Origin of the sequence: Rhizobium oryziradicis (genome assembly GCF_001939045.1) — a bacterium.
GTDB classification, from domain to species: Bacteria; Pseudomonadota; Alphaproteobacteria; order Rhizobiales; family Rhizobiaceae; genus Allorhizobium; species Allorhizobium oryziradicis.
In genome coordinates this window covers 80,991-102,986 of the sequence record NZ_MKIM01000022.1, presented here as the reverse complement: position 1 = coordinate 102,986, position 21,996 = coordinate 80,991, and the positions used below count along the sequence as shown (strand labels likewise).

21 protein-coding genes are annotated in these 21,996 nt (G+C 55.5%); 14 read left to right on the top strand and 7 right to left on the bottom strand.

Going from position 1 to position 21,996, the window contains the following annotated elements:
• Position 1: 1 nt before the first annotated feature.
• The gene (locus tag BJF95_RS04305) at positions 2-898 is read right to left on the bottom strand and encodes a LysR family transcriptional regulator (protein ID WP_075638230.1); all 897 of its coding nucleotides are present in this window, start codon (positions 896-898) and stop codon (positions 2-4) included.
• A 133-nt stretch (positions 899-1,031) separates the two neighbouring features.
• Here BJF95_RS04305 and BJF95_RS04300 point away from each other — a divergent pair, with 133 nt between their 5' ends.
• The 5 genes from BJF95_RS04300 (at position 1,032) to BJF95_RS04280 (ending at position 6,082) form a co-directional block, all read left to right on the top strand.
• Entirely contained in the window at positions 1,032-2,462 is a 1,431-nt protein-coding gene (locus BJF95_RS04300) for an FAD-linked oxidase C-terminal domain-containing protein (protein WP_075638229.1), read from the top strand.
• An 11-nt stretch (positions 2,463-2,473) separates the two neighbouring features.
• Complete coding sequence (locus BJF95_RS04295) at positions 2,474-3,688, top strand: FAD-binding protein (RefSeq protein WP_075638385.1); 1,215 nt, start codon at positions 2,474-2,476, stop codon at positions 3,686-3,688.
• A gap of 3 nt (positions 3,689-3,691) precedes the next feature.
• Positions 3,692-4,996 (top strand): glycolate oxidase subunit GlcF, encoded by a 1,305-nt coding sequence (gene glcF / locus BJF95_RS04290; RefSeq protein ID WP_075638228.1) that lies wholly within the window; start codon positions 3,692-3,694, stop codon positions 4,994-4,996.
• 70 nt (positions 4,997-5,066) lie between these two features.
• The gene (locus tag BJF95_RS04285) at positions 5,067-5,510 is read left to right on the top strand and encodes a hypothetical protein (protein ID WP_075638227.1); all 444 of its coding nucleotides are present in this window, start codon (positions 5,067-5,069) and stop codon (positions 5,508-5,510) included.
• 125 nt (positions 5,511-5,635) lie between these two features.
• Positions 5,636-6,082: a DoxX family protein gene (locus BJF95_RS04280; RefSeq protein ID WP_075638226.1), complete on the top strand. Its 447-nt coding sequence runs from the start codon at positions 5,636-5,638 to the stop codon at positions 6,080-6,082.
• Positions 6,083-6,153: 71 nt separating this feature from the next.
• Here BJF95_RS04280 and hisG read toward each other — a convergent pair whose 3' ends face one another.
• From hisG to hisS, 4 genes are all read right to left on the bottom strand, one after another.
• Complete coding sequence (hisG, locus tag BJF95_RS04275; RefSeq protein ID WP_075638225.1) at positions 6,154-6,846, bottom strand: ATP phosphoribosyltransferase; 693 nt, start codon at positions 6,844-6,846, stop codon at positions 6,154-6,156.
• A complete protein-coding gene (locus tag BJF95_RS04270) occupies positions 6,846-7,964 on the bottom strand; it encodes an ATP phosphoribosyltransferase regulatory subunit (protein ID WP_075638224.1) in 1,119 nt (372 codons plus the stop codon). The genes hisG and BJF95_RS04270 overlap by 1 nt, the downstream gene beginning before the upstream one ends.
• A 166-nt stretch (positions 7,965-8,130) precedes the next feature.
• Positions 8,131-8,376 (bottom strand): hypothetical protein, encoded by a 246-nt coding sequence (locus BJF95_RS04265; RefSeq protein ID WP_139317402.1) that lies wholly within the window; start codon positions 8,374-8,376, stop codon positions 8,131-8,133.
• Between the two features lie 10 nt (positions 8,377-8,386).
• The gene (hisS, locus tag BJF95_RS04260) at positions 8,387-10,000 is read right to left on the bottom strand and encodes a histidine--tRNA ligase (protein WP_075638222.1); all 1,614 of its coding nucleotides are present in this window, start codon (positions 9,998-10,000) and stop codon (positions 8,387-8,389) included.
• A 123-nt stretch (positions 10,001-10,123) separates the two neighbouring features.
• On the opposite strand from hisS, the gene BJF95_RS04255 reads away from it, so the two are divergent.
• The 4 genes from BJF95_RS04255 (at position 10,124) to copM (ending at position 12,454) form a co-directional block, all read left to right on the top strand.
• Positions 10,124-10,879, top strand: a complete 756-nt coding sequence (locus BJF95_RS04255; protein ID WP_075638221.1) for a hypothetical protein — start codon at positions 10,124-10,126, stop codon at positions 10,877-10,879.
• 30 nt (positions 10,880-10,909) lie between these two features.
• A complete protein-coding gene (locus BJF95_RS04250; RefSeq protein WP_075638220.1) occupies positions 10,910-11,611 on the top strand; it encodes an HAD family hydrolase in 702 nt (233 codons plus the stop codon).
• A 45-nt stretch (positions 11,612-11,656) separates the two neighbouring features.
• A complete protein-coding gene (locus tag BJF95_RS04245; protein WP_139317401.1) occupies positions 11,657-12,013 on the top strand; it encodes a hypothetical protein in 357 nt (118 codons plus the stop codon).
• Positions 12,014-12,082: 69 nt separating this feature from the next.
• Positions 12,083-12,454, top strand: coding sequence for a CopM family metallochaperone (gene copM / locus BJF95_RS04240; protein WP_075638218.1), 372 nt, complete (start codon positions 12,083-12,085; stop codon positions 12,452-12,454).
• A 22-nt stretch (positions 12,455-12,476) separates the two neighbouring features.
• On the opposite strand, the gene BJF95_RS04235 is transcribed toward copM, so the two are convergent.
• Entirely contained in the window at positions 12,477-13,109 is a 633-nt protein-coding gene (locus BJF95_RS04235; RefSeq protein WP_075638217.1) for a DNA-3-methyladenine glycosylase I, read from the bottom strand.
• A gap of 199 nt (positions 13,110-13,308) precedes the next feature.
• Between BJF95_RS04235 and BJF95_RS04230 the strand changes: the two genes are divergently transcribed.
• Entirely contained in the window at positions 13,309-14,118 is an 810-nt protein-coding gene (locus BJF95_RS04230) for a L,D-transpeptidase (RefSeq protein WP_075638384.1), read from the top strand.
• Between the two features lie 130 nt (positions 14,119-14,248).
• Positions 14,249-14,944, top strand: coding sequence for a L,D-transpeptidase (locus BJF95_RS04225; RefSeq protein WP_083638686.1), 696 nt, complete (start codon positions 14,249-14,251; stop codon positions 14,942-14,944).
• 153 nt (positions 14,945-15,097) lie between these two features.
• On the opposite strand, the gene BJF95_RS04220 is transcribed toward BJF95_RS04225, so the two are convergent.
• Positions 15,098-15,448, bottom strand: coding sequence for a hypothetical protein (locus BJF95_RS04220; protein WP_139317400.1), 351 nt, complete (start codon positions 15,446-15,448; stop codon positions 15,098-15,100).
• 1,018 nt (positions 15,449-16,466) lie between these two features.
• Between BJF95_RS04220 and BJF95_RS04215 the strand changes: the two genes are divergently transcribed.
• From BJF95_RS04215 to BJF95_RS04205, 3 genes are read left to right on the top strand one after another with little or no spacing between them, the layout of a single operon-like run.
• Entirely contained in the window at positions 16,467-17,228 is a 762-nt protein-coding gene (locus BJF95_RS04215; protein WP_075638214.1) for an ImuA family protein, read from the top strand.
• A complete protein-coding gene (locus tag BJF95_RS04210; RefSeq protein WP_075638213.1) occupies positions 17,143-18,666 on the top strand; it encodes a Y-family DNA polymerase in 1,524 nt (507 codons plus the stop codon). Before BJF95_RS04215 ends, BJF95_RS04210 begins: the two co-directional genes overlap by 86 nt.
• Positions 18,663-21,983, top strand: a complete 3,321-nt coding sequence (locus BJF95_RS04205) for an error-prone DNA polymerase (RefSeq protein WP_425348672.1) — start codon at positions 18,663-18,665, stop codon at positions 21,981-21,983. Before BJF95_RS04210 ends, BJF95_RS04205 begins: the two co-directional genes overlap by 4 nt.
• Positions 21,984-21,996 lie beyond the last annotated feature (13 nt).

The following is a 21,996-nucleotide window of genomic DNA, read 5'->3' as shown; positions in this document are numbered from 1 at the left end:
TTCACCGCTCCCAATAGGGCACCGGCCCATAGAGGGCTGCGAGATAATCAATAAATAGGCGGATCTTGGCCGGTAAAAACTGACGACTGGGATAGACAGCAGACAAAGACAGATGGCGTGAGCCTTCGTAGGCGGGCAGAACCTGTATCAAACGCCCGCTTTTCAATTCGGCACCCACATCCCAGGTGGAGCGAAGGGCAATGCCCAGCCCTGCCAGAACGGCTTCGCGAATGACTTCGGATGAATTGGTAATCAGCATGCCATCCGGCCGGTAATTGATAGGGCCTTGGGGGCCAACCAAGCGCCAGCTCTCATTGTTGTGCGCGGGGATGCACTGGTGGTGTTTGAGATCGTCGAGGCTTTGCGGTGTGCCATGCTCCGTGAGATAATCGGGACTGGCGCAGAGCAACCGGCGCACCGTTGCCAGCTTTTTGGCCACCAGCGACGAATCCGTGGGATCATTGATGCGGATGGCCATGTCATAGCCACCACCGACGATATCGGTGAATTCGTCGCTGAGCATCAATTGCAATGACAGCTGCGGATGCGCCTGCATGAAGGCTTTGAGATGCGGGGCAATATGCATGCGGCCAAAGGATGTTGGGGCCGATATTTTCAAACTGCCCGACACGTGCGAAGCGCGGCCAGCGGCAAAGGCTTCCGCCTCTTCCAGCCCGGCCAGAACACCGATCACCCGCTCATAATAGCCTTGGCCTGCTTCTGTCAGCGAGATCTGGCGGGTCGTGCGCTGCAACAGCCTTGTGCCGAGGCGCTCTTCCAGCCGCTTGATCCGTTTGGAGACCACGGCTGGAGAAAGCCCCATGTCTCTGGCTGCCAGCGACATGCTGCCCAGCGCAATCACCCGGCTGAAAACATCAAGATCACCAAGGTTTGTCATCAATCATGTCCACTTTTGCTCATTTTGTCATAAATGACTAGCACAAAACAGCGCTTGCGGGCACCTGTCTTGCGCTGATACCAGTTGGTATTGGCGAAAGACTCTTAGCCAATGCAGAGGGAGGAGCGATAGGATGGAGGCCATTTCATTTCTGGCACCCGATCAGAAGATCTTGGATCGGCGAGATCAAATTGTTGCTGATTTGGCCGATCTCTTGCCAAAAGAGCGGCTGATTCATCGCAAGACTCAATTGGTGCCCTTTGAAACCGATGGGTTTGTGGCCTATCGCCGCATGCCGCTCTGTGTTGCCCTGCCGGAAACCACCGCGCAAGTGGCCGCCGTGATGAAATATTGCCATCGCTATCAAATTCCGGTGGTGCCGCGCGGGGCGGGCACCTCGCTTTCGGGGGGGGCGATTGGCCAGGAGGATGCGGTCATTCTCGGCCTTTCTGCCATGAGCACAATACTCGACATCGATTTCATGAACCGTACCGCCACCGTGCAGGCGGGCGTCACCAATCTTTCCATCTCGGATGCGGTGAGCCATGAGGGCTTTTTCTATGCCCCCGATCCCAGTTCGCAATTGGCCTGCACCATTGGCGGCAACATCGGCATGAATTCCGGCGGCGCGCATTGCCTGAAATATGGTGTGACCACCAACAATCTGCTGGGTGTGAAAATGGTGCTGGTGGATGGCACCGTGATTGAACTGGGCGGCAAGGCGCTGGATAGCGCAGGCTATGATCTGTTGGGTCTGATTTGCGGCTCTGAAGGGCAGCTCGGCATTGTCACGGAGGCGACAGTGCGCCTGCTGGCCAAGCCCGAAGGGGCAAGGCCGGTGCTGTTTGGCTTTGACAGTGCCGAATCGGCTGGCAATTGCGTGGCGGATATCATTGGTGCGGGTATTGTGCCGGTGGCGATCGAGTTTATGGACCGCGAGGCCATTGCCATTTGCGAGGCTTTTGCCAAAGCGGGCTATCCCATGGATGCCGAGGCTTTGCTGATTGTCGAGGTCGAGGGGTCGGAAGCGGAAATGGACGCCATGCTGGCCGACATCTGCGAAATCGCCCGCGCTCATGGTGTGAAAACCGTGCGGGAAAGCCAATCGGCCACCGAGGCGGCCTTGATCTGGAAAGGCCGCAAATCGGCCTTCGGAGCCACGGGCCGCATTGCCGATTATATCTGTATGGATGGCACGGTGCCGCTGAGCCAATTGGCCTATGTGCTGAAGAAAACATCGGAAATCACAGACAGTTATGGCTTGCGGGTTGCCAATGTGTTTCACGCAGGCGACGGCAATATGCATCCACTGATCCTCTATAATATCAACGACCCGGAAGATGCCGCGCGTGCCGAGGCGGCTGGCATGGAGATCTTGAAACTCTGCGTGGACGCTGGCGGCTGCCTGACCGGCGAGCATGGCGTGGGCATCGAAAAGCGGGATTTGATGTGCCACCAGTTTTCAAAGGCCGATCTGGCCCAGCAGATGGCAGCACGCGCCGCATTTGATGCAGATTGGTTGCTCAACCCGTCCAAGGTCTTTCCGCTGGAGGGCCGCTCATGACCAATCGGATCATGCTCACGCCCCAGTCTGAAGCCGAGGCGGCTGAGATTGTTGCCAATGCGGCAAACAATGGCACGCGCCTGACTATTAAGGGAAATGGAACACGCGCAGGCTTTGGCAATGCCGTTCTCTCTGAGGCAGTGCTATCGTCAAGGCTGCTCTCGGGCATCACGGCCTATAATGCTGCGGAAATGGTGCTGAGCGCCAAAGCTGGCACGCCGGTTGCTGAAATCGAGGCGTCCATTGCAGCCCATGGGCAGTCTATGGCGTTTGAGCCCACGGACCACCGTCTCATGATGGGCACACAGGGCGAGCCAACCATCGGCGGTGCTTTTGCCGTCAACGCTTCTGGGTCGCGCCGGTTTGTGGCGGGTGCGGCGCGCGATCATTTGCTGGGTATTCGCTTTATCAATGGCAAAGGCGAGGCGATCAAGGCGGGCGGCCGGGTGATGAAAAATGTCACGGGGCTTGATCTGGTCAAGCTTTTGGCAGGCTCCTATGGCACACTTGGCTTTATCACCGAAGTGACTTTCAAGGTTCTTCCGCGTCCCCGTGTGACAGAAACCATCGTGCTTTCTGGTCTGGATGACGCAACTGCCGCCCGCGCCATGGCGGTGGCCATGGCCATGCCGGTGGAGGTGACGGGGGCGGCCCACCTGCCGGATCTGGTTGCGCCACGCATGTTGGCGGGCGCTTTGCCAGCGGGCTCTGCAACGGTGCTCAGGCTCGAAGGATTGGCAGCTTCGGTTGTAGAGCGCTCACGAAAATTACAAGCCGTCATGGCAAGGCTTGGCCCTATCTCGGTGCTGGATGGGAACGCGAGCGCCACGCTCTGGCAAGAGATCCGCAACGTTCAGCCCTATACGGAATCGCTGCATAAGCCGCTGTGGCGGGTGTCGGTGGCACCCACCGCTGGGCATCAACTCGTGGCAGGCTTGCGCCTTCAGGCGGGCATTGATGCTTTCTATGATTGGCAGGGTGGTCTTGTGTGGATGCAGATGGAAGGCGAGCCAGAGGCCGAGATGATCCGTGCCGGCATCAAAGCGCTGGGCGGTGGCCATGCCACCTTGATACGCGCAGGCGGCTACAAAGTGCAGGCCTTTGAGCCGCAACCCGCTGCGGTTGCGGCCCTTTCGCAACGCATTGCTGTACAATTTGATCCTCACGCCATTTTCAATCCGGGTTTTATGACAGGCGTTGATGCGCACCGAGCCGGGAGAGTTTGATCCATGCAAACCAATTTCACCCCCACCCAGCTTGCGGATGCCAATGTTGCGGAGGCCGAAAGCATTGTGCGCAAATGCGTGCACTGTGGTTTTTGCACGGCCACCTGTCCCACCTATGTGACGCTCGGCAACGAGCTGGATAGTCCGCGCGGGCGGATTTATCTGATCAAGGACATGCTGGAAAATGGTCGGGCGGCGGATGAGGAAATCGTCACCCATGTCGATCGCTGTCTGTCTTGCCTTGCCTGCACCACCACTTGCCCCTCTGGGGTGGATTACATGCATCTGGTGGACCATGCCCGCAACCATATTGAGAAAACCTATCAAAGGCCGCTGATGACGCGGATAACACGGGCGATGCTGGCGAGGGTTTTGCCCTATCCCGGACGGATGCGGGTGGCGCTCACGCTTGCCCGGTTTGGTGCGCCTTTTGTGCCGATGATGGAGAAAATAGCGGCGCTCAAGCCCTTGGCGGCCATGTTGAAACTGGCCCCAAAACAGGTGCCTTATCCATCCACGCTCTCCAATCCCGGCACGCATGCGGCCAGAAATGAAAAACGCGGGCGCGTTGCTTTGTTGACCGGCTGCGCGCAATCGGTGCTGGATCCCGGCATCAACGCGGCCACCATCCGGCTGTTGACACGGCTGGGGGTTGAGGTGGTGGTGCCAAAAGGCGAGGGCTGTTGCGGCTCGCTGGTGCACCACATGGGCCGTGAGCAGGAGGCGAAAGCCTCTGCCCGCAACAATGTTGATGTGTGGATGCGTGAGGTTGAGCAGCACGGTCTGGATGCGATTATCATCACCACATCCGGCTGCGGCACCACCATTAAAGACTATGGTCACATGCTGCGGCTTGATGCAGCTTACGGCGAAAAAGCCGCCAAAATCTCAAGGCTAGCCAAGGATGTCACCGAATATCTGGCCACGCTGGATTTGCCCCAGCAGCCGGACAGAGGCATGACCGTGGCTTATCATTCGGCCTGTTCTTTGCAGCATGGACAAAAGGTCACCATGGCTCCGAAAATGCTGTTGAAAAAGGCAGGCTTCACCGTGCGCGAGCCAGTAGAAGGGCATTTATGTTGTGGCTCGGCAGGCACTTATAATATTCTCCAATCGGATATTGCTGACCAGCTAAAGGCCCGCAAATTGCGCAATATTGAAGCTGTGCGGCCGGATGTGATTGCAGCAGGCAATATCGGCTGCATGACGCAGATTGGCTCTGGCACGGAGATCCCCGTGGTGCACAGTGTTGAGCTGCTCGATTGGGCTTTTGGCGGTGAGCAACCGTCAAAGTTAAGGCTTTCCTAAGCGCGTGTATTTATAATTCGTGCCTTGGTGTTGGTGTGGCGCGAAAGGACAGGTCGTGGTGAAATACAGAGTGCTGCCGTTCATCATGTTGATGGCGTCGGCTGAGACATCTTATGCAATGGATCGATATTACTGTGCTGTTGACGATGCTCAATTGAAGCTCTCGGTCGAGGGCGGGTTTGAGGAAGGTCCAGACTGGCCTCTCAAGACATTGCGCGGCATTGTCGTTTTCAAACCAGGCCAGGGTAAAACGCTGGAAGGTATCCTCAAAATTGGTGAGGATGACGTTGTTCAATCTCGGCGTGATGACACAAGCATGATGATTGAAACATCATCGGAATCCGGCGTGAACACCACAGCGACACATGTGGAGTTGACGCTGGATACCAAGCAGGAAAAAGGAGACATCAATCATTTCCTTGGAAATTATAAAATTGTGGTGCGGCCGTTGGGAGAGAATGATCCATCATCTTCAGTGACTCGCGTCGGAAAAGTAAGCTGCGCCAGATTGTGATGATCAGCGACGTTCACATATATTGAACAATACGTCTATTTTAGTCTATCTATCGGAGACAATTGAAGTGTGAGAGAAAAGCGTCAACGCCGCTTCATACGGCATTCACCTTTCAGGAGCTTCACATGTCGAATGTTAACAGTACGGTTCTTCTGGTTGCCAGAATTCTTCTCTCCTTCATTTTCATTCTCTCCGGCTTTGGCAAGCTGACCGACCCAGCCGGCACGGCGGGAATGATCACCGGCGCTGGCCTTCCTGCCGCTACAGCCCTTGCTTACCTTGCTGGTTTGTTTGAGCTGGTCACAGGCCTTTGCGTTCTCGTTGGCTTTCAAGTCAAGATTGTTGGTGTAGCGCTGGCGCTGTTTTGTGTCTTCACCGGCGCTGTTTTTCACAGCGGCACAGTTGTTGTTCCCGGCTGGCCTGATGCAGCGCTTGGCTGGATCAACACGCTGAACGGCATTATGATGATGAAGAATTTCACACTGGCTGGTGCCTATATCCTGCTCGCAGCAACGGGTGCCGGTGCCTATTCGGTGGATGCGCGCACCACCAAAGCCTATGCAGCTGCATAATTGACAAGCTGAAGATCAAAAAAAGCCCGCTGAACACCGGTTCAGCGGGCTTTTTATTTCTGTTGCTTTGCTTACAAAATCTCGCGCACGGCACCGATGATTTTGGCCACCAGCGGGTTGCCCTGATGCTCTACCTTTCGCGCCCGCACCAAACACGCTTCAGAGCGCAGGATCACCCCATCATTGAGCACTTTCAAATGATTGGCAGTCAAGGTCGAGCCTGTCGAGGTAATATCGACAATAATATCTGCCTGGCCCGCCGCTGGTGCGCCTTCCGTTGCGCCCAAGCTTTCGACAATGCGGTAGAGCTGAATGCCATGCTGGCGCGAGAAAAACTGCTGGGTCATGCGCCAATATTTGGTTGCAATGGCCAGACGGCGGCCATGGCGGGCACGAAAATCAGCCGCCACATCGCCAAGATCGGCCATGCTGTCCACATCCAGCCAGATTTGCGGCACGGCCACCACCACATCGGCATGGCCAAAGCCAAGACGGGCGGCAATTTCCACCTTAGCATCGGCGTCGGCCAAGCCTTCACGAATAAGGTCTTCGCCGGTCACACCAAAGTCGACGGTGCCATTGCCAATTTCGCGCGAAATTTCAGAGGCCGATAAAAAGGCGATTTCAATATCCTCGCCCTCAACTCGTCCGCGATAGGAGCGATCATTGCCGACAGCGGTGATTTTCAAACCGGCACGCTCGAAAATTGCCGAGGAATCTTCTTTCATGCGGCCCTTGGAGGGCAATCCGATGGTAATTGTCATCAGCGTGACCTCGCCAGTTCAATGCGATCCAGCCACAGCGAAAAGCCAACGGCGGGAATGGTATCTTTTGCGCCCAACAGTGTGAGCAGCCGGTCAAACCGTCCACCACCGGCCAGAACAGCCGTTTGGTCAAGCTGCGACACCTCAAACACCAGGCCGGTATAATAATCCAGCGGGCGGCCAAAGGCAGCGCGATAGGTGATGCGCGATATATCCAGACCAAGCTGCGCCATGGCCGCAATGCGCTCTTCAAATTGGCCAAGCGCGCTGCCAAGGTTGAGCCCGGCAGCGGAGGCAAAATCGGTCAAAGCCTTTGCGGCATCACTCAATGGCAATTCCAGCGCCAGAAAATCGCGCAAAACGGTGAGGGCTTTTTCATCCAGCCGGGTTTCAGAAAGCGAAAGCTTTTCCTTCAGCCGGGCGGCAATTTCGCGCGGGCTGCGGCTGGCGTTGGTGGAATAGCCCGTGTCCTGCATGGTCTGGTCGATATAGGCAATCAACCCGGCCTCATCGCCCGCCGTGATCAGCGCTTGCGAGGTCGCATCCAGACCCGACGCAATCTGCGGGCTTGCCAGTTTGTGCAAGAGTTGATCGAGATGCTGGCTATCGCCAAAGGCCTGAATCAACCGCTTTTGCCAACCAGACGGCAGGCCCAGCGTTTTCACCACCGCTTCAAACACCGCCTGATCGCCAACCATGACGGATAGGGTGCGGCCGGGCAAAAGCGTGGCCAAAATGCCAACGGCATCATTGATGGCGCGGGCATCGGCGCTCGCGGTTGCGGTTTCGCCTAAGTCTTCAATGCCTGCCTGATAAAACTCATTGCTGCCATCGCGGCGCTGGCGAAACACCTCGCCCAAGTAACTATAGCGCTTTGGCGTGCCGGTTGCGGTTTCAATATGGCTGAGGCAGACGGGAATGGTAAATTCCGGCCGCAGGCACAGGCTTTCGCCGGTCTCACTCTCGGTCAGGAAAATCCGTCTGCGCAGGTCTTCGCCCGCCATATCCAGGAACGGCTCGGCTGGCTGTATAACCGGGGTATCCACGCGCGGCGCACCACGGGCAGTGAAATCGGCAAGAAGAGAACCGGTAAACTCCGGCATATTGATCAGTGGCATGAATTATCCCGGTTGGTTTACGTAAGTATTCGGGATAATCCGAACACCACCCTTTGACGGCTATGTCAATGATGGGTCTGGCTATGCTGCCATTTTTTATAGGCGAGCAGTCCGCTTGCCAGAACAAACAAGCCAATAGGCATAACTGTATATATCTGTTCAAAAGTCATGGCTGCTTCATCTCCAAAATAGAGAACCTTGCCAATATATGTAACACAACGGATGAAAAAATCCAGAACAGCAGGCCAACAACTGGCACGTTGTGATCATTTTGGGCCGCAAATGTGCTGGCGGCAATGGGTGCCGCCACCCCAACTGTGATGCAGACAGTGGAAAGCCGGTCAAACCAACTGGCTTCCAGCTTTTTCATCTCATTCCACTGGGTGGTGGAAATGGGAGCACTGTCTTCCACACAAGCCTCCTTAAAGTTTCAGCCGTGCCCGGTCTTCTGCCTGTGCTGCCAAAATCTCTTTCACCTTGGCCACAAGCTCTGCTTCAGGAACCATAATTTGCGCCACGCGGGCTTCGCGCCACTCGGTATTATCGGTGATTTCGCCCGACAGACGCTTGCCCTCAATCAGATCCTTGATCTGAACCACGCCCTGTTCACGCTCATCGCCGCCTTGAATGATGGCAATCGGTGATCCGCGCCGATCGGCATATTTCAGCTGATTGCCGAATTTCTTCCAATTGCCCTGATACATTTCAGCGCGAATGCCCTCATTGCGAAGCGCTTGGGTAAAGCGCTGATAGCGGCCCATGCTCTCCACATCGCCATCCATCACCGTGACCAGAACCGGCGCAATCACCTCGTCCGCACCCAGTTTGCCAAGGTTTTTCAACGCCGTCATGAGGCGCGATACGCCGATGGAAAAGCCGGTGGCAGGAACAGGCTGGCCCATGAAACGCGACACGAGGCCATCATAACGACCACCACCGCCAACCGAGCCAAACACGACCTTTTCGCCCTTTTCATTGGTGACGTCGAAGGTCAATTCGGCTTCGTAGACGGGGCCGGTGTAGTATTCGAGGCCACGGACAACGGAAGGGTCGATTTTGATGCGCTTAGATCCGTATCCTGCGGCATCAATAAGCGCGGCAATTGTTTGCAACTCTGAAATTCCTTGGATCGCAGTTGAATTATCACCTGCGATTGCCCTAAGCCCGTTGGTCGTTTCTGAATTATCCGTATAGTACTCCACGTCTCCGATCTTATACGTCTGCATGTCAGACACATCGCGACCAGAATCCTTTACCGGCAGGCCATGCGTGGTTCCGCTTGCGGTAATCGAGATGTAACGCGTCAGCTTCTCAATCTGCTCTGCATTTAAACCTGCACCCTTGGTGAAGTCACCGCTCTCATCCTTACGGCCTTCACCCAGCAGAAGCTTAACGCCCTCGACGCCAAACTTATCCAGCTTATCAATGGCGCGCAAAACATTGAGGCGGCGACCATTGTTTTCATCGCCACCCAGCCCGATGGCTTCCATCACGCCATCCAGAACCTTGCGGTTGTTCACCCGGATCACGTAATCGCCACGCTTGATGCCAAGTGCTTCCAGCGTATCCGCCATCATCATGCACATTTCGCCATCGGCCTGCACGCCGGGTGCGCCAACGCTATCGGCGTCAAACTGCATGAACTGGCGAAAACGGCCTGGGCCTGGCTTTTCATTGCGAAACACATAGCCCGCTCGATAGGTGCGGTAAGGCAGCTGGATCTCGTTGAAATTCTCGGCCACATGGCGGGCAAGCGGGGCGGTGAGGTCGTAGCGCAGGCTCATCCACTGGTCGTCATCGTCCTGCAGCGAAAACACGCCTTCATTGGGGCGGTCGCTGTCGGGCAGGAATTTGCCCAGCGCATCGGTATATTCAAACAGCGGTGTTTCCACCGGATCAAAGCCGTAGCGCTCATAGACTTCGCGGATTTTCGAAGTCATCTCGTTGACGGCGCGAATGTCATGAGCCTCACGATCCACAAAACCGCGGGGCAGGCGGGCTTTCAGTTTCTGTGGCTTCTTGGTTTTTTCGCTCATAATCGGCACCGCATGTCTGATAGGAGTATCTGATGACTATTTTCCGGTTGTCATAGTGGATCACAGCATCAGCGGCAAGACCGTAGACTGGTTCCGGCGGGCAACACATGGTACGGCGATAAAATGATCCTGGAAGCCCTGCAATATGCTGCCACATGGTGGGTCACGACGGCGGAAAACCGACCTTCCATCCGCTATTCGGTGAACTTATGGTCGCGCGCGGGCCGCTGTGCGAAAGACTGGGCCGAGCATGAGGCCAAAACCAAGGGTGCTATCTTGCAAGCGGCGGCGTCGATTTCGCCTCGGCGCACCGCTGTGGTGCTTGGCTCCGGCCTGCTGCGCGATGTGCCGATTGTCGAGTTGTCGCGCGCCTTTGACACCGTCGTCTTGGTTGATCTGGTGCATGTGGCTAGCGTGCGCCTCTGGGTCAGGGCGAAACGCTTGAACAACGTGACATTCGTTGAGCGTGATCTTTCCGGCTATGATGATTTGAAGGCCGGTAAACCGCCGGAGCCGCTCGGTTTTTTGCGCACTGTGCCCTATCTTGATCTGGTGGTCTCGGCCAACCTTCTGTCGCAAATCGGCATGGGTGTAAAAAAGCGGCTGGCTGAGGAGCGATCAGGCACAATGGCGGAAAGCTGCATAGCACAATTGATCGGGGCGCATCTGGATGGCTTGGCCCATGTGCCTGCCAAAACCTGTCTTGTGACCGATGTCGCGTTTGAGGTGATTGATCGCACCGGAAATGTGCATGAGCGCACTGATCTGCTGGCCGGTCTTGCCCCGCCAGCCTCTTTCGCGCAATGGGATTGGCCGGTGGTGCCTTTGGGCGAAGAGAGCAAGGATTACCGAATTGTCCATAAGGTGATTGCGCGATAGACTGGCACGCTCAGAATACAGGATGAAACAATGACCCGTGCGCTTACCACCATCGGTCTTGATGCCGATGACACGCTTTGGCAAAACGAACATTACTATCGGCTGACCGAAGAGCATTTTCGTGCACTGCTGATCGATTATGCCGAGCCTGCGATGATTTCGGATCGTTTGCTGGAGGCGGAAAAGCGCAATCTCGCCTATTACGGTTTTGGCATCAAAGGCTTCACCCTCTCGATGATCGAGACGGCGCTGGATATTACCGAAGGACGCGCCTCCGGTAAGGTGATTGGCGACATTCTCGCCATTGGCCGTGATCTTTTAAGCCATCCGGTGGAGACGCTTCCGGGCGTTGGCGATGTGCTGGAAGCCTTGGCAGGACGCTATTTTCTGGCCCTGATCACCAAAGGTGATTTGTTTGATCAGGAGCGTAAGCTGGCGCAATCTGGTCTTGGCGATTTTTTTGATGCTGTTGAGATTGTCTCTGATAAAAACGCCACCACCTATCGCCGGATTTTTTGTAAGCACGGCGATGAACCGGAACGCGCCATGATGGTCGGCAATTCGCTGAAATCTGATATTGTTCCGGCCTTGGCGGTGGGGGCTTGGGGCGTGTTCGTTCCCCACGAGCTGACATGGGTGCTGGAACACGTTGAAAAGCCTATAGAAGCGCCGAGATTTCGGGAGCTTGCAGAGATAAAAGATCTGCCAGAGTTAATTGCTTCGATTGAGTAGGGTGGCAGCACTTGTGTCGATAACGCTTTGCTGTAGATTGTGCTCATGCGAGCTTTTTTGCGTTTGATGTTGATCTTTGCTGCTTTGGCCTATGGGGCAATGCCGCTGAATGGCATGGCCATGCAGCACATAAATCCGGTAGCGCAGGATCAAAGCCCGATGATGCATAAGCACGCCGATGATGGCGCATCATCTCTCAATATCCTGTCATCTCATGATCGCGATTGTGGCGACAAACATAACATGTTTGGCTGTGGTCATTGCGCGGCCTGTTTGACTTTGCCAGCATTTTACAGCGGATTGACATCCAGAGCGTTTTTGCATGGCGCACCTCTGCCAGCGCTTGGTCATCAGCTTTTCTCACAAAACAGCCAGCCTTTGCTGCCGCCCCCTCGGGCTTGAGCAATAGAAAACGCATGAGATCCTCGATCTCTCTGATTTCTATTCTCTTTCTCGAAAGGTACGACGATAATGAAGAAGCTGATTTTTGCGGCATCAATGCTGCTCGCCTTCACCCAAGCCCAGGCCGAAGATAAAATGCCGGGAATGCAGCATGATATGCCGATGACAGCAGGAGCCAAATCGGACAGCCCGTCCAGTGCTGCTTTCATGCAAGCCAATGCCAAGATGCACAAGGCCATGTCTATCCCGATGACGGGAAATGCGGATGTTGACTTTGTTCGTGGCATGATTGGCCACCATCAAGGGGCCATCGACATGGCCAAGGTTGAGCTGCAATATGGCAAGGATGATAAAATCCGCGCCCTTGCCAAAGAGATCATCAAGGCACAGGAAGGCGAAATTGCCATGATGCAGGCTTGGCTCAAAGCGCACGGCAAGTAACCGCGCTCATTGCATCTGCGGATTAAGTCGGACGCACAAAGCTGCCGCGCAAGGCTTCCACCTTGGCGCGGCAGACGCAGCCTTCAATATGATCATTCACCAACCCCATGGCCTGCATGAATGCATAGACGGTGGTGGGGCCAACAAAGCTCCAGCCGCGCTTTTTCAGCTCTTTGGAAAGCCGAATGGAGGTGGGCGAGGTGGGGTTGGCGCGCAAAGTGGCGTAATCCATTGTGGCCGGGCGCTCTTGCGGTCCCGGCTCGAAACTCCAGAAATACCGCGCCAGCGAGCCAAACTCGGCCTTTATCTCCAAGGCGCGGCGCGCATTGTTAATGGTCGAGGTGATTTTACCGCGATGGCGCACAATGCCGGTGTCGGCAAGGCAGCGGGCAATGTCATTGTCGTCAAATTGGGCGACTTTTTCAAAGTCAAAACCCGCGAACGCTGCGCGAAAATTCTCGCGTTTTCGCAAGATTGTCAGCCAGGACAGGCCGGATTGAAATCCTTCAAGGCATATTTTCTCAAACAGGCGGTGATCGTCAGTGACGGGGCGGCCCCATTCCTCATCATGATAGCGAAGGTAATCCGCCAAACCGCCATGCCAAAAACAGCGCAGCGTGCCCGTCTCGTCTGCAATCAAGCCTGTCTTGTCCATCCGCCCGAATCTCCGTGGTTGAGATATGTTTACTCTTTGTTCACCATTTCACGCAACCCCTTGCTAACCTTGCTGCGCAGTTTACAGCATTGATGCAAGTTTAATGAACGCTTGTTTACCATTTCAGAAATGCGTGGGTGGCAAGGTTTGAGCGTGGGTGAAATCTCATTCCTGTCGGTTTTGTTGTGAGTGTATGTCGATGGCCCGGACCCGGTTTTTGTTGAGTGCCTGCCTTGTTGTTTCGGTTTTGCCCGGAGCGGTGATGGCGAATGATCGTTATCAGGCAAGGCCGCCTGTTATTGTCAGCCCGGATCTGGCCGCGCCGTGGTTGCTGCAATTGGGTGTGAGGTCGCAGCCAGCCCCGGAGGTGTCGCGGCCTGTGCGTCAGAGCCAACCGGTGGTGTATCAGCGGCCTGCGGTCTATCAGGCACCGATGCAGATGCGTGAAAGCTATCCGGCAGCGCCCCGTGCATATCGCCCGCGTGAGGCAGCACCGCTTCGGCCCGCCATCGAGCAGGCAGCGGCGATGCCGGCCCGCAGACCCACCGCGATTGCGCCGCAATTTTTGCCGCAAGTGGTGCGCTATGACACCAAGGAAAAGCCGGGAACCCTGGTGATTGATACCAACAATCGCTTTCTCTATCTGGTGATGGACAATGGTATGGCCCGCCGCTATGGCGTGGGCGTGGGCAAGCCCGGTTTTGAATGGGCGGGCGAGCATAGAGTGACGCGTAAGGCCGAATGGCCAGAGTGGATTCCGCCCCAGGAAATGATTGCGCGTGAAGCGGCCAAAGGCCATTATTTGCCAGCAAAGATGGAAGGTGGGCCAGAAAATCCGCTGGGTGCGCGCGCCTTGTACCTTGGCTCGACACTTTATCGCATCCATGGCACCAATGCGCCATGGACGATTGGCTATGGCGTGTCATCTGGCTGCATCCGTATGCGCAACGAGGATGTGACGGATCTCTATGGGCGCGTGCCGGTTGGCACCAAGGTGATTGTCATCTGATCTCGGGTCTGTTGCGTGATTGAAACTGTTACAACGTGTTTATCTATTTGATAAAACCCAATGCCCTGTGATGGCTTGCGCTTGAGCGTGACTTTGGTAAACATCTTATAAAACAAGGGGGAATTTGTGCATGAAGAGAACAGCATGTTTTGCTGCCATGGCCTTTGCCATGTCAGCCTTTCTTGCTTTGCCCGTGACCACCTCTGCGGCTCCACGGGTGGATGATGCGGCCAATTCAACGGCCAGCAGCGTTGTCACGCGCGAGATGATGAAACGTCCGGTTCCTGACAAGTTCAAGCGCCGTCTGGTGCGTTTGAGCACCAATGAGGCTCCGGGTACGATTATCATCGATACCAACAATAAGTTTCTCTACCTTGTTGAAGGCAATAACAAGGCAATCCGCTATGGTGTCGGCGTTGGCCGTGAAGGCTTTGGCTGGTCAGGGGTTGTCAAGATCGGTCGCAAGGAAGAATGGCCAAGCTGGCGTCCGCCCGCTGAAATGCGCAGCCGTGAAGCCCGTCGTGGTCACTTTTTGCCAGAAGTGCAAAAGGGTGGACCGGATAATCCTTTGGGCGCGCGGGCCATGTATCTTTATAAGGGCAATCGCGATACGATTTTCCGCATCCATGGCACCAATCAGCCTTGGTCGATTGGGCTGAACCTCTCCTCTGGCTGCATTCGCATGAACAACAAGGATGTGCAGGACCTTTACGAGCGCGCTGATATTGGCAGCAAAGTGGTGGTGATTGGCCCCGGAAACAAGCAGGGCGATGTCAGTTTTGATGACCGGGGCGTTGATATTCTGCGCACCATTTTTGGCGGCTGAGGCGCTGTAGCACTTTATATGTGTTGCATGCGGCTGCATGACAGCATTGGCCGAAAGTGGGAATCGATTTAAGGAATTATGCAGTAGATTTAAAGTGTTACAGCGCCGTTCGTCATATATGGCGAACGGCGCTGTAAGCAAACGCAACCGCTTTTAATGGACATTGGGGAAAATAAAGATGCCGACGATGGAATCAGGGCAGGTTTTGCCAGAATCGATCGAGCGTCCCATGCAGAAAACCGGCCTGCTGATCTGGGGCTGTGTTTCACAGATGATGGTTGTGGAAAAGCAAAAAGACGATGCCTTGGTGGCTGCTTTTTCAAACAGCTCCAGAACGGAACTCCGATCGCGCTGATCATAGCGGCGGGTGACTGTTAACAATCCGCATTCGCTGCAGGACAGGCCATGCAAAGAGGCTGCCGAGGCGCTGAGTTTTAAAACGCCGCTGCCAAGATTGCCCGACCATTCTTCCACAAGACCATAAGGCATAAGCCAGTTGCTCATGCCTCCCGTGAGGTCGATACCATTAAATCTCTCTGTATCTGTCAAACCCGCAATTTTAAACATGAAATTTCCCACTTTTCTTTAATACAGGCTTTTTTGATCAGAGTATTTCATTATTTATAGACCCCATGAAATACTCCATGTCTTTCGTTCTGCATTTCCGATAGGCAAAATCGCGCTGGAAATGCTTTGCATAGAGCTTCCCACCACGCTCCATGCCAGGTTTTTCTTTGTAAAGTTACAATCACGGTCATTTTGTAGAATTGGCCAAAGCAGGGTTGCCCGACCATCGGTGTCTTAGAGCGTCGTGCCGAAAACCGGTTTCCATTTTCCGGAGCAAGGCTGATGCAGCGGCTTATCACGTGCCAAGAGATCGCTGAGATTTTATATTTATTGCATCAATTCTTAAATAGACCCCTTACATCGAGATGAATTTAAGGTTGAAATCGCCAAAGCTCGGTGCCGTATGCATTCTTTTATAAAGAGCGCTACGCCTCATAACTCTGAACGGATGAATGTCGTACATTGAGAGCCATCTGATTTTGTCGGTATCGGCTATTTCCCCGTGCGGTTTTCTCGGCATGGTACACGTACAAAAAATGAATGAAATTCACTTATCTAAATTTTCGTCAAAAAAAAAGCACTAAATTGCGAGACTCGAATTGAAAGGAGCAATGATAAAAACAACCTTAGGTTTATTTTTAACGTTTTCATTTTATAATCTCGTCAATAATATCCCGTGTTGTTTTCATTTTTTACATTTTTGCTTGTATTTTGATTTTTATCATTTCCTGATCGCTCGACGTTTGTATCGTGCAGAAAATCGGAAGCGGCACGATGCTGTTGTGGCACCAGGGTTCACTATATCGGCACCATCATTTTCGCCAAGCCAGCAGTGGCGCTTGGACAGACTGTTAAATCGATTTCGATTTTCAGTATTGACTCATATCCTCGATTGGAACAAATAAAGAACATTAGGGTTCTGGTGATCGTGAAAGTGTAGAAGGGACCTTTGAGGATGGCGAATATTGTCTCTAATCCGGTTCTAGCCGCGCTTCGCGCCAAGGTTCAGACGCTGGAAGGGCAAAGTGGGCGAGTGCGTGATGTTTTGCCCTTTGGCGTGGCTGGCATTGACCGGCAATTGCCCGGCGGCGGTCTTGCTCTGGGGGCCTTGCATGAAGTGGCGGGCGGCGGTGCCGATGCCGTGCATGCGTCGGTGGCCGCCTTGTTTGCTGCCGGCATTGCAGCGCGTGTGAGCGGCAAAGTGCTGTGGTGTGTCACGCAGCGCGATTTGTTTGCGCCTGCGCTGGAACAGGCCGGGCTTGTGCCGGATCGAGTCATTTTCATTGAAACAGGCGACGAAAAAAGCCTGTTATCGTGTTTTGAAGAAGGCCTGCGCCATGGCAGTCTTGGTGCCGTGGTGGCCGAGATTGCCCGCTTGCCCATGACAATTTCGCGCCGCCTGCAATTGGCGGCAGAGCGCTCCGGCACCATTGGCATTGCGCTCAGGCGCTGGCGACATCCCGCAGGCCAGGCAGATTTTGGCCAGCCTACAGCGGCTGTTACCCGCTGGCGAACCTATTTTGTGCCATCCGCACCCTTGCCGGTGGCGGGAATTGGCCGAGCGCGGTGGCGATTGGAATTGGTGCGGTGTCGCGGTGGTGAAGCGGCTGAATTTGAAGTGGAGGCTTGTGATGCCCAGGGTCATATCGCTTTTCCTTCCAAACTGGTCGATCGACCGGCTGCGACGAAAATCGCCAGACGATTTGCCCCTTCATGACCGGCCACTTGTGCTGGTTGCCCGCATGGGCAGTCGCCGGGTTGTGGCGGCTGTGGATGCAAAGGCGCAAGCCGCAGGTTTGCGGGTGGCGATGCCGCTTGCCAAGGCGCAGGCATTGGTTGCCGGGCTGACCATTCGCGATATGGATTCTGCCGCCGATCTGCAAGGGCTTCATCGTCTGGCCTTGTCGGTTTTGCAGCAGGTCTCGCCCGTGGTGGCAGCCGATGCGCCAGATGGCCTGATGCTGGACACCACAGGCGCTGAGCATTTGCATGGCGGGGAAGCTGCCATGCTGCAAGGGCTGCTAGAGCGGTTTGACGGCATGGGGGTGGAGGCAAAGGCGGCCATTGCCCCGACATGGGGCGTTGCCCATGCTGTTGCACGCTTTTCAAAGCGGCGCATCGCGATCATTGAGCCGGGGCACGAAGAAGAGGCGCTTCGCCCCTTGCCCATCGCAGCCTTAAGGCTGGATCGCAACACGGTGGATGGTTTGGCAGTGCTGGGGTTTGAGCGGATTGGCGATCTTCTTGGCCAGCCGCGTGCACCGCTCATTCAGCGGTTTGGTCCGCAACTGGGCCGCAGGCTGGATCAGGCGCTGGGGATCGTGGCAGAGCCGGTCGATCCGGTGCGGGTGCCAGAGCTGCCCTCAGTGGAGAGGATGTTTGCCGAGCCCATCGCCGCTGCTGAAACCATTGCCCGTTATATCCAAAAGCTGGTTGTGGCGCTCTGTCAGGAGCTGGAGCAAAAGGGCATTGGTGCGCGACGGCTCGATTTGATCTGCCATCGGGTGGACAATCAGCGCGAAGTGGTGCGCGTGGGCATGGCCCAGCCAGTGCGGGATGCAAAGCGCTTGACCCGCCTGCTATGCGACCGGATTGAGAGCATTAATCCCGGTTTTGGCATTGAAATCATGTCGTTGACGGCAACGCTGATCCAACCCTTGCAGGCTTGTCAAGCAATCTCTCTGCTGGATGAGGAGCCAGCAGCCGATATTTCTGGTCTGATCGATATTCTTGCCAATCGTGTGGGGCATAACAGGCTCTATCGGATTGCGCCTGTGGCAAGCGACGTGCCAGAGCGGTCTTTGCGGCGTATCGCGCCGCTTTCGCCGGATGTTGGGCAGGGCTGGAACCATGAATGGCCACGGCCATCGCGTCTGTTGCCCTATCCGGAGCCGATCGAAACCATGGCACTTTTGCCAGACCATCCGCCGGTGTGGTTTTCCTGGAAGGGCCAACGGCGGCGGGTCAGCCGTGCGGATGGGCCGGAGCGTGTGTTTGGTGAGTGGTGGACGCGCGATGCCGAGCTGGAGGCTGTGCGCGATTATTTTCGCGTCGAAGACGAGGCGGGCGAGCGCTATTGGATTTTCCGCGCAGGCGATGGCGAGCACGCTGAAACCGGCTCGCATCGCTGGTTTTTGCATGGGATATTCGCATGATGTCCCGCTATGTCGAGTTGCAGGTCACTTCGCATTTTTCCTTTTTGCGGGGGGCGTCGTCTTGCGAAGAGCTGTTCGAGCAGGCCAAAACCCTTGGTATTGAGGCGCTGGCCATTGTAGATCGGCATTCTCTGGCGGGCATCGTACGGGCCTATCAGGCGGCCAAGGACACCGGTGTGCGGCTGATTATTGGCTGTCGGGTTGATCTCACCTGTGGCATGGCGGTGTTGCTCTATCCCACAGATCGGGCCGCTTACGGGCGGCTTTGCAGGCTTCTTTCCCTTGGAAAAACAAAAGGAGGCAAGGGCAAGTGCCAGCTGGAGTGGGCTGATCTTGCGGCCTATGCAGAAGGTCTGCTGGCAGTTTTGGTGCCCGATTTGGCCGATGACGCTTGCGCCTTTCGGCTGCGCCGCCTCAAAGAAGTTTTTGCGGATCGCGCCTATCTGGCCCTGACGCTGCGGCGCAGGCCCAATGACCAATTGCGGTTGTTTGAGCTGACAGCTTTGGCCGAGGCGGCGCGCGTGCTAACCCTTGTGACCAATGATGTGCTGTTTCACGCACCAGAGCGGCGCATTTTGCAAGATGTTGTCACTTGTATTCGCCATAACGTGACGATTGACAATGCCGGTTTCCGGCGCGAGCGCCATGCGGACCGATATCTGAAACCACCAGCGGAAATGTATCGCTTGTTTTCGCGCAACACTGATGCGGTGGCGCGCACACAAGAATTTGCGGCGCGGTGCAGATTTTCGCTGGATGAATTGATCTATCAATATCCCGAGGAGCGACAATTCCCGGATTTGACGCCGCAACAGGCACTGGAAAAGCTGACATGGGAAGGTGCCAAAAATCGCTATCCCAATGGTATCTCAGACACTGTGCGCAGAACGCTTGAGCATGAATTGCGACTGATTGCGCAATTGGATTATGCGCCCTACTTCCTGACGGTCAATTCCATCGTGCAATTTGCCCGCTCGCAAAACATTCTCTGTCAGGGGCGCGGCTCTGCGGCCAATTCGACAGTCTGCTACGTGCTGGGCATTACCTCGATTGATCCGGTTCATAGCGATTTGCTGTTTGAGCGCTTCATATCGGTCGAGCGCCGCGAGCCGCCGGATATTGACGTGGATTTTGAGCATCAGCGCCGCGAAGAGGTTATTCAATGGATTTATGGTCGGTACGGCCGCACCCGTTCGGCGCTTTGCGCGGTGGTGACACGCTATCGCAGCAAGGGGGCCTTGCGTGATGTGGGCAAGGCTTTGGGCCTGCCGGAAGATTTGACCAAGACCCTGTCATCGCGGGTCTGGGGATGGTCCGACACGGTTTCTGAAAAGCATGTCAAGGATTTGAACCTCAATCTTCAGGACCGCCGTTTGCGCCTGACTTTGGAACTGGCGCAGCAATTGATTGGCGCGCCCCGCCATTTGTCGCAGCATCCGGGCGGCTTCGTGCTGACCCGCGATCGGCTGGATGAATTGGTGCCGATTGAGCCTGCCGCCATGGAGGATCGGCAGGTGATTGAATGGGACAAGGACGATATCGACATTCTTAAATTCATGAAGGTTGATGTGTTGGGGCTTGGCATGTTGTCGTGCATGCGGCGCTGTTTTGAGATGATCGAAAAATATAAAGGCGAACCGCATGATCTGGCGACAATCCCACAGGAGGATCCGCAGACTTATGCGATGATCTCCAAAGCGGACACCATTGGTGTGTTTCAGATTGAGAGCCGGGCACAGATGTCCATGCTGCCGCGGATGAAGCCTCAAACATTCTATGATCTGGTGATCGAGGTGGCCATTGTGCGGCCCGGCCCTATTCAGGGTGATATGGTGCATCCTTACCTGCGCAGGCGTGAGGGCAAGGAAAAGGTCGAATATCCCAAACCAGAGCTCTATAATGTCCTGCATAAAACATTGGGTGTGCCGCTGTTTCAGGAGCAGGCCATGCGGGTGGCCATTGAATGCGGTGGATTTACCCCCGGTGAGGCCGATCAATTGCGCCGCTCCATGGCAACGTTCAAACATACGGGTGGTATTAGCAAGTTTGGTGAAAAGCTGATTTCCGGCATGGTCAAGAATGGCTATGAGCGAGAATTTGCCGAGCGGACCTTTCGCCAGCTCGAAGGCTTTGGCTCCTATGGTTTTCCGGAAAGCCACGCCGCATCTTTCGCGCTGATCGCCTATGCCTCGTCATGGGTCAAATGCCACCACCCGGATGTGTTTTGCGCAAGCTTGCTCAATTCGCAGCCCATGGGCTTTTATGCTGCCGCCCAGATTGTGCGCGATGCCGAGGCCCATGGGGTGACTGTGCTGCCCGTCTGCATCAATGCGTCGCGATGGGATTGCACATTGGAGAGAGAGGCAGGGGATGAGGGGGATGGAGGCCGGGGATTTTTGGCGGTGCGCCTTGGTTTGCGCATGGTCAGAGGTTTGAGCAATGCCGAAGCGGCGCTCTTGGTGGCCAATCGTGGCGAGGAGCAATTTATCTCGGTGGATGATGTATGGCAGCGGGCAGGCGTTTCAGCGCAGACGCTGGTGTCTCTCGCAGAGGCCGATGCGATGCGCCCGTCGCTGAAGCTTGCCCGTCGCGATGCGCTGTGGACCATCAAGGCTTTCAGTGATGCACCTTTGCCGCTGTTTGCAGCGGCCGCAAAGACAGGTTCGCTTGTTGAGCAGGTAGAGCCGGAGGTGTCGCTGCGACCGATGACGGCGGGCAGTGAGGTGGTACAGGACTACGGCCATGTTGGGCTAACATTGCGCGAGCATCCGCTGTCTTTTCTGCGCGAGGATTTGAACCGCAAAGGTATGTTAACCTGTCGCGATGCGTTTTCCAAACCGGACAGGACCCGCGCGACAGTTGCGGGCATGGTGCTGGTGCGCCAGCGTCCCGGCTCGGCCAGAGGCGTGATTTTCATGACCATTGAAGATGAAACAGGCGTGGCCAATCTGGTGGTGTGGAAAAAAATGTTTGAAAAATATCGCCCTGTGGTGATGGGGGCCGCCATGGTTGGTGCGCGGGGCTATATCCAGCGGGAAGGCGAGGTGGTGCATCTGGTGGTGCAACATATTGAGGATCTCAGTCGACAACTGGGCAGTGTCGGCGCGCGCGATAGGCCGTTTCCGTTGCCTCATGGACGGGGTGATGAGTTTCATCACGGCATTCCGCCTGTTGACCCACGCACGGTGGCGAAATCGCCCTTGCCGTACACACCCCCGTTTGCGGCCTCTAAGTCAGAAATACCACCGCCGCGCACTGTGGCTGACCCCTATGAGCATCTGGACCAGATACGGGTGCGCTCGCGCGACTTTCACTGAGGTCGCGCAAAAT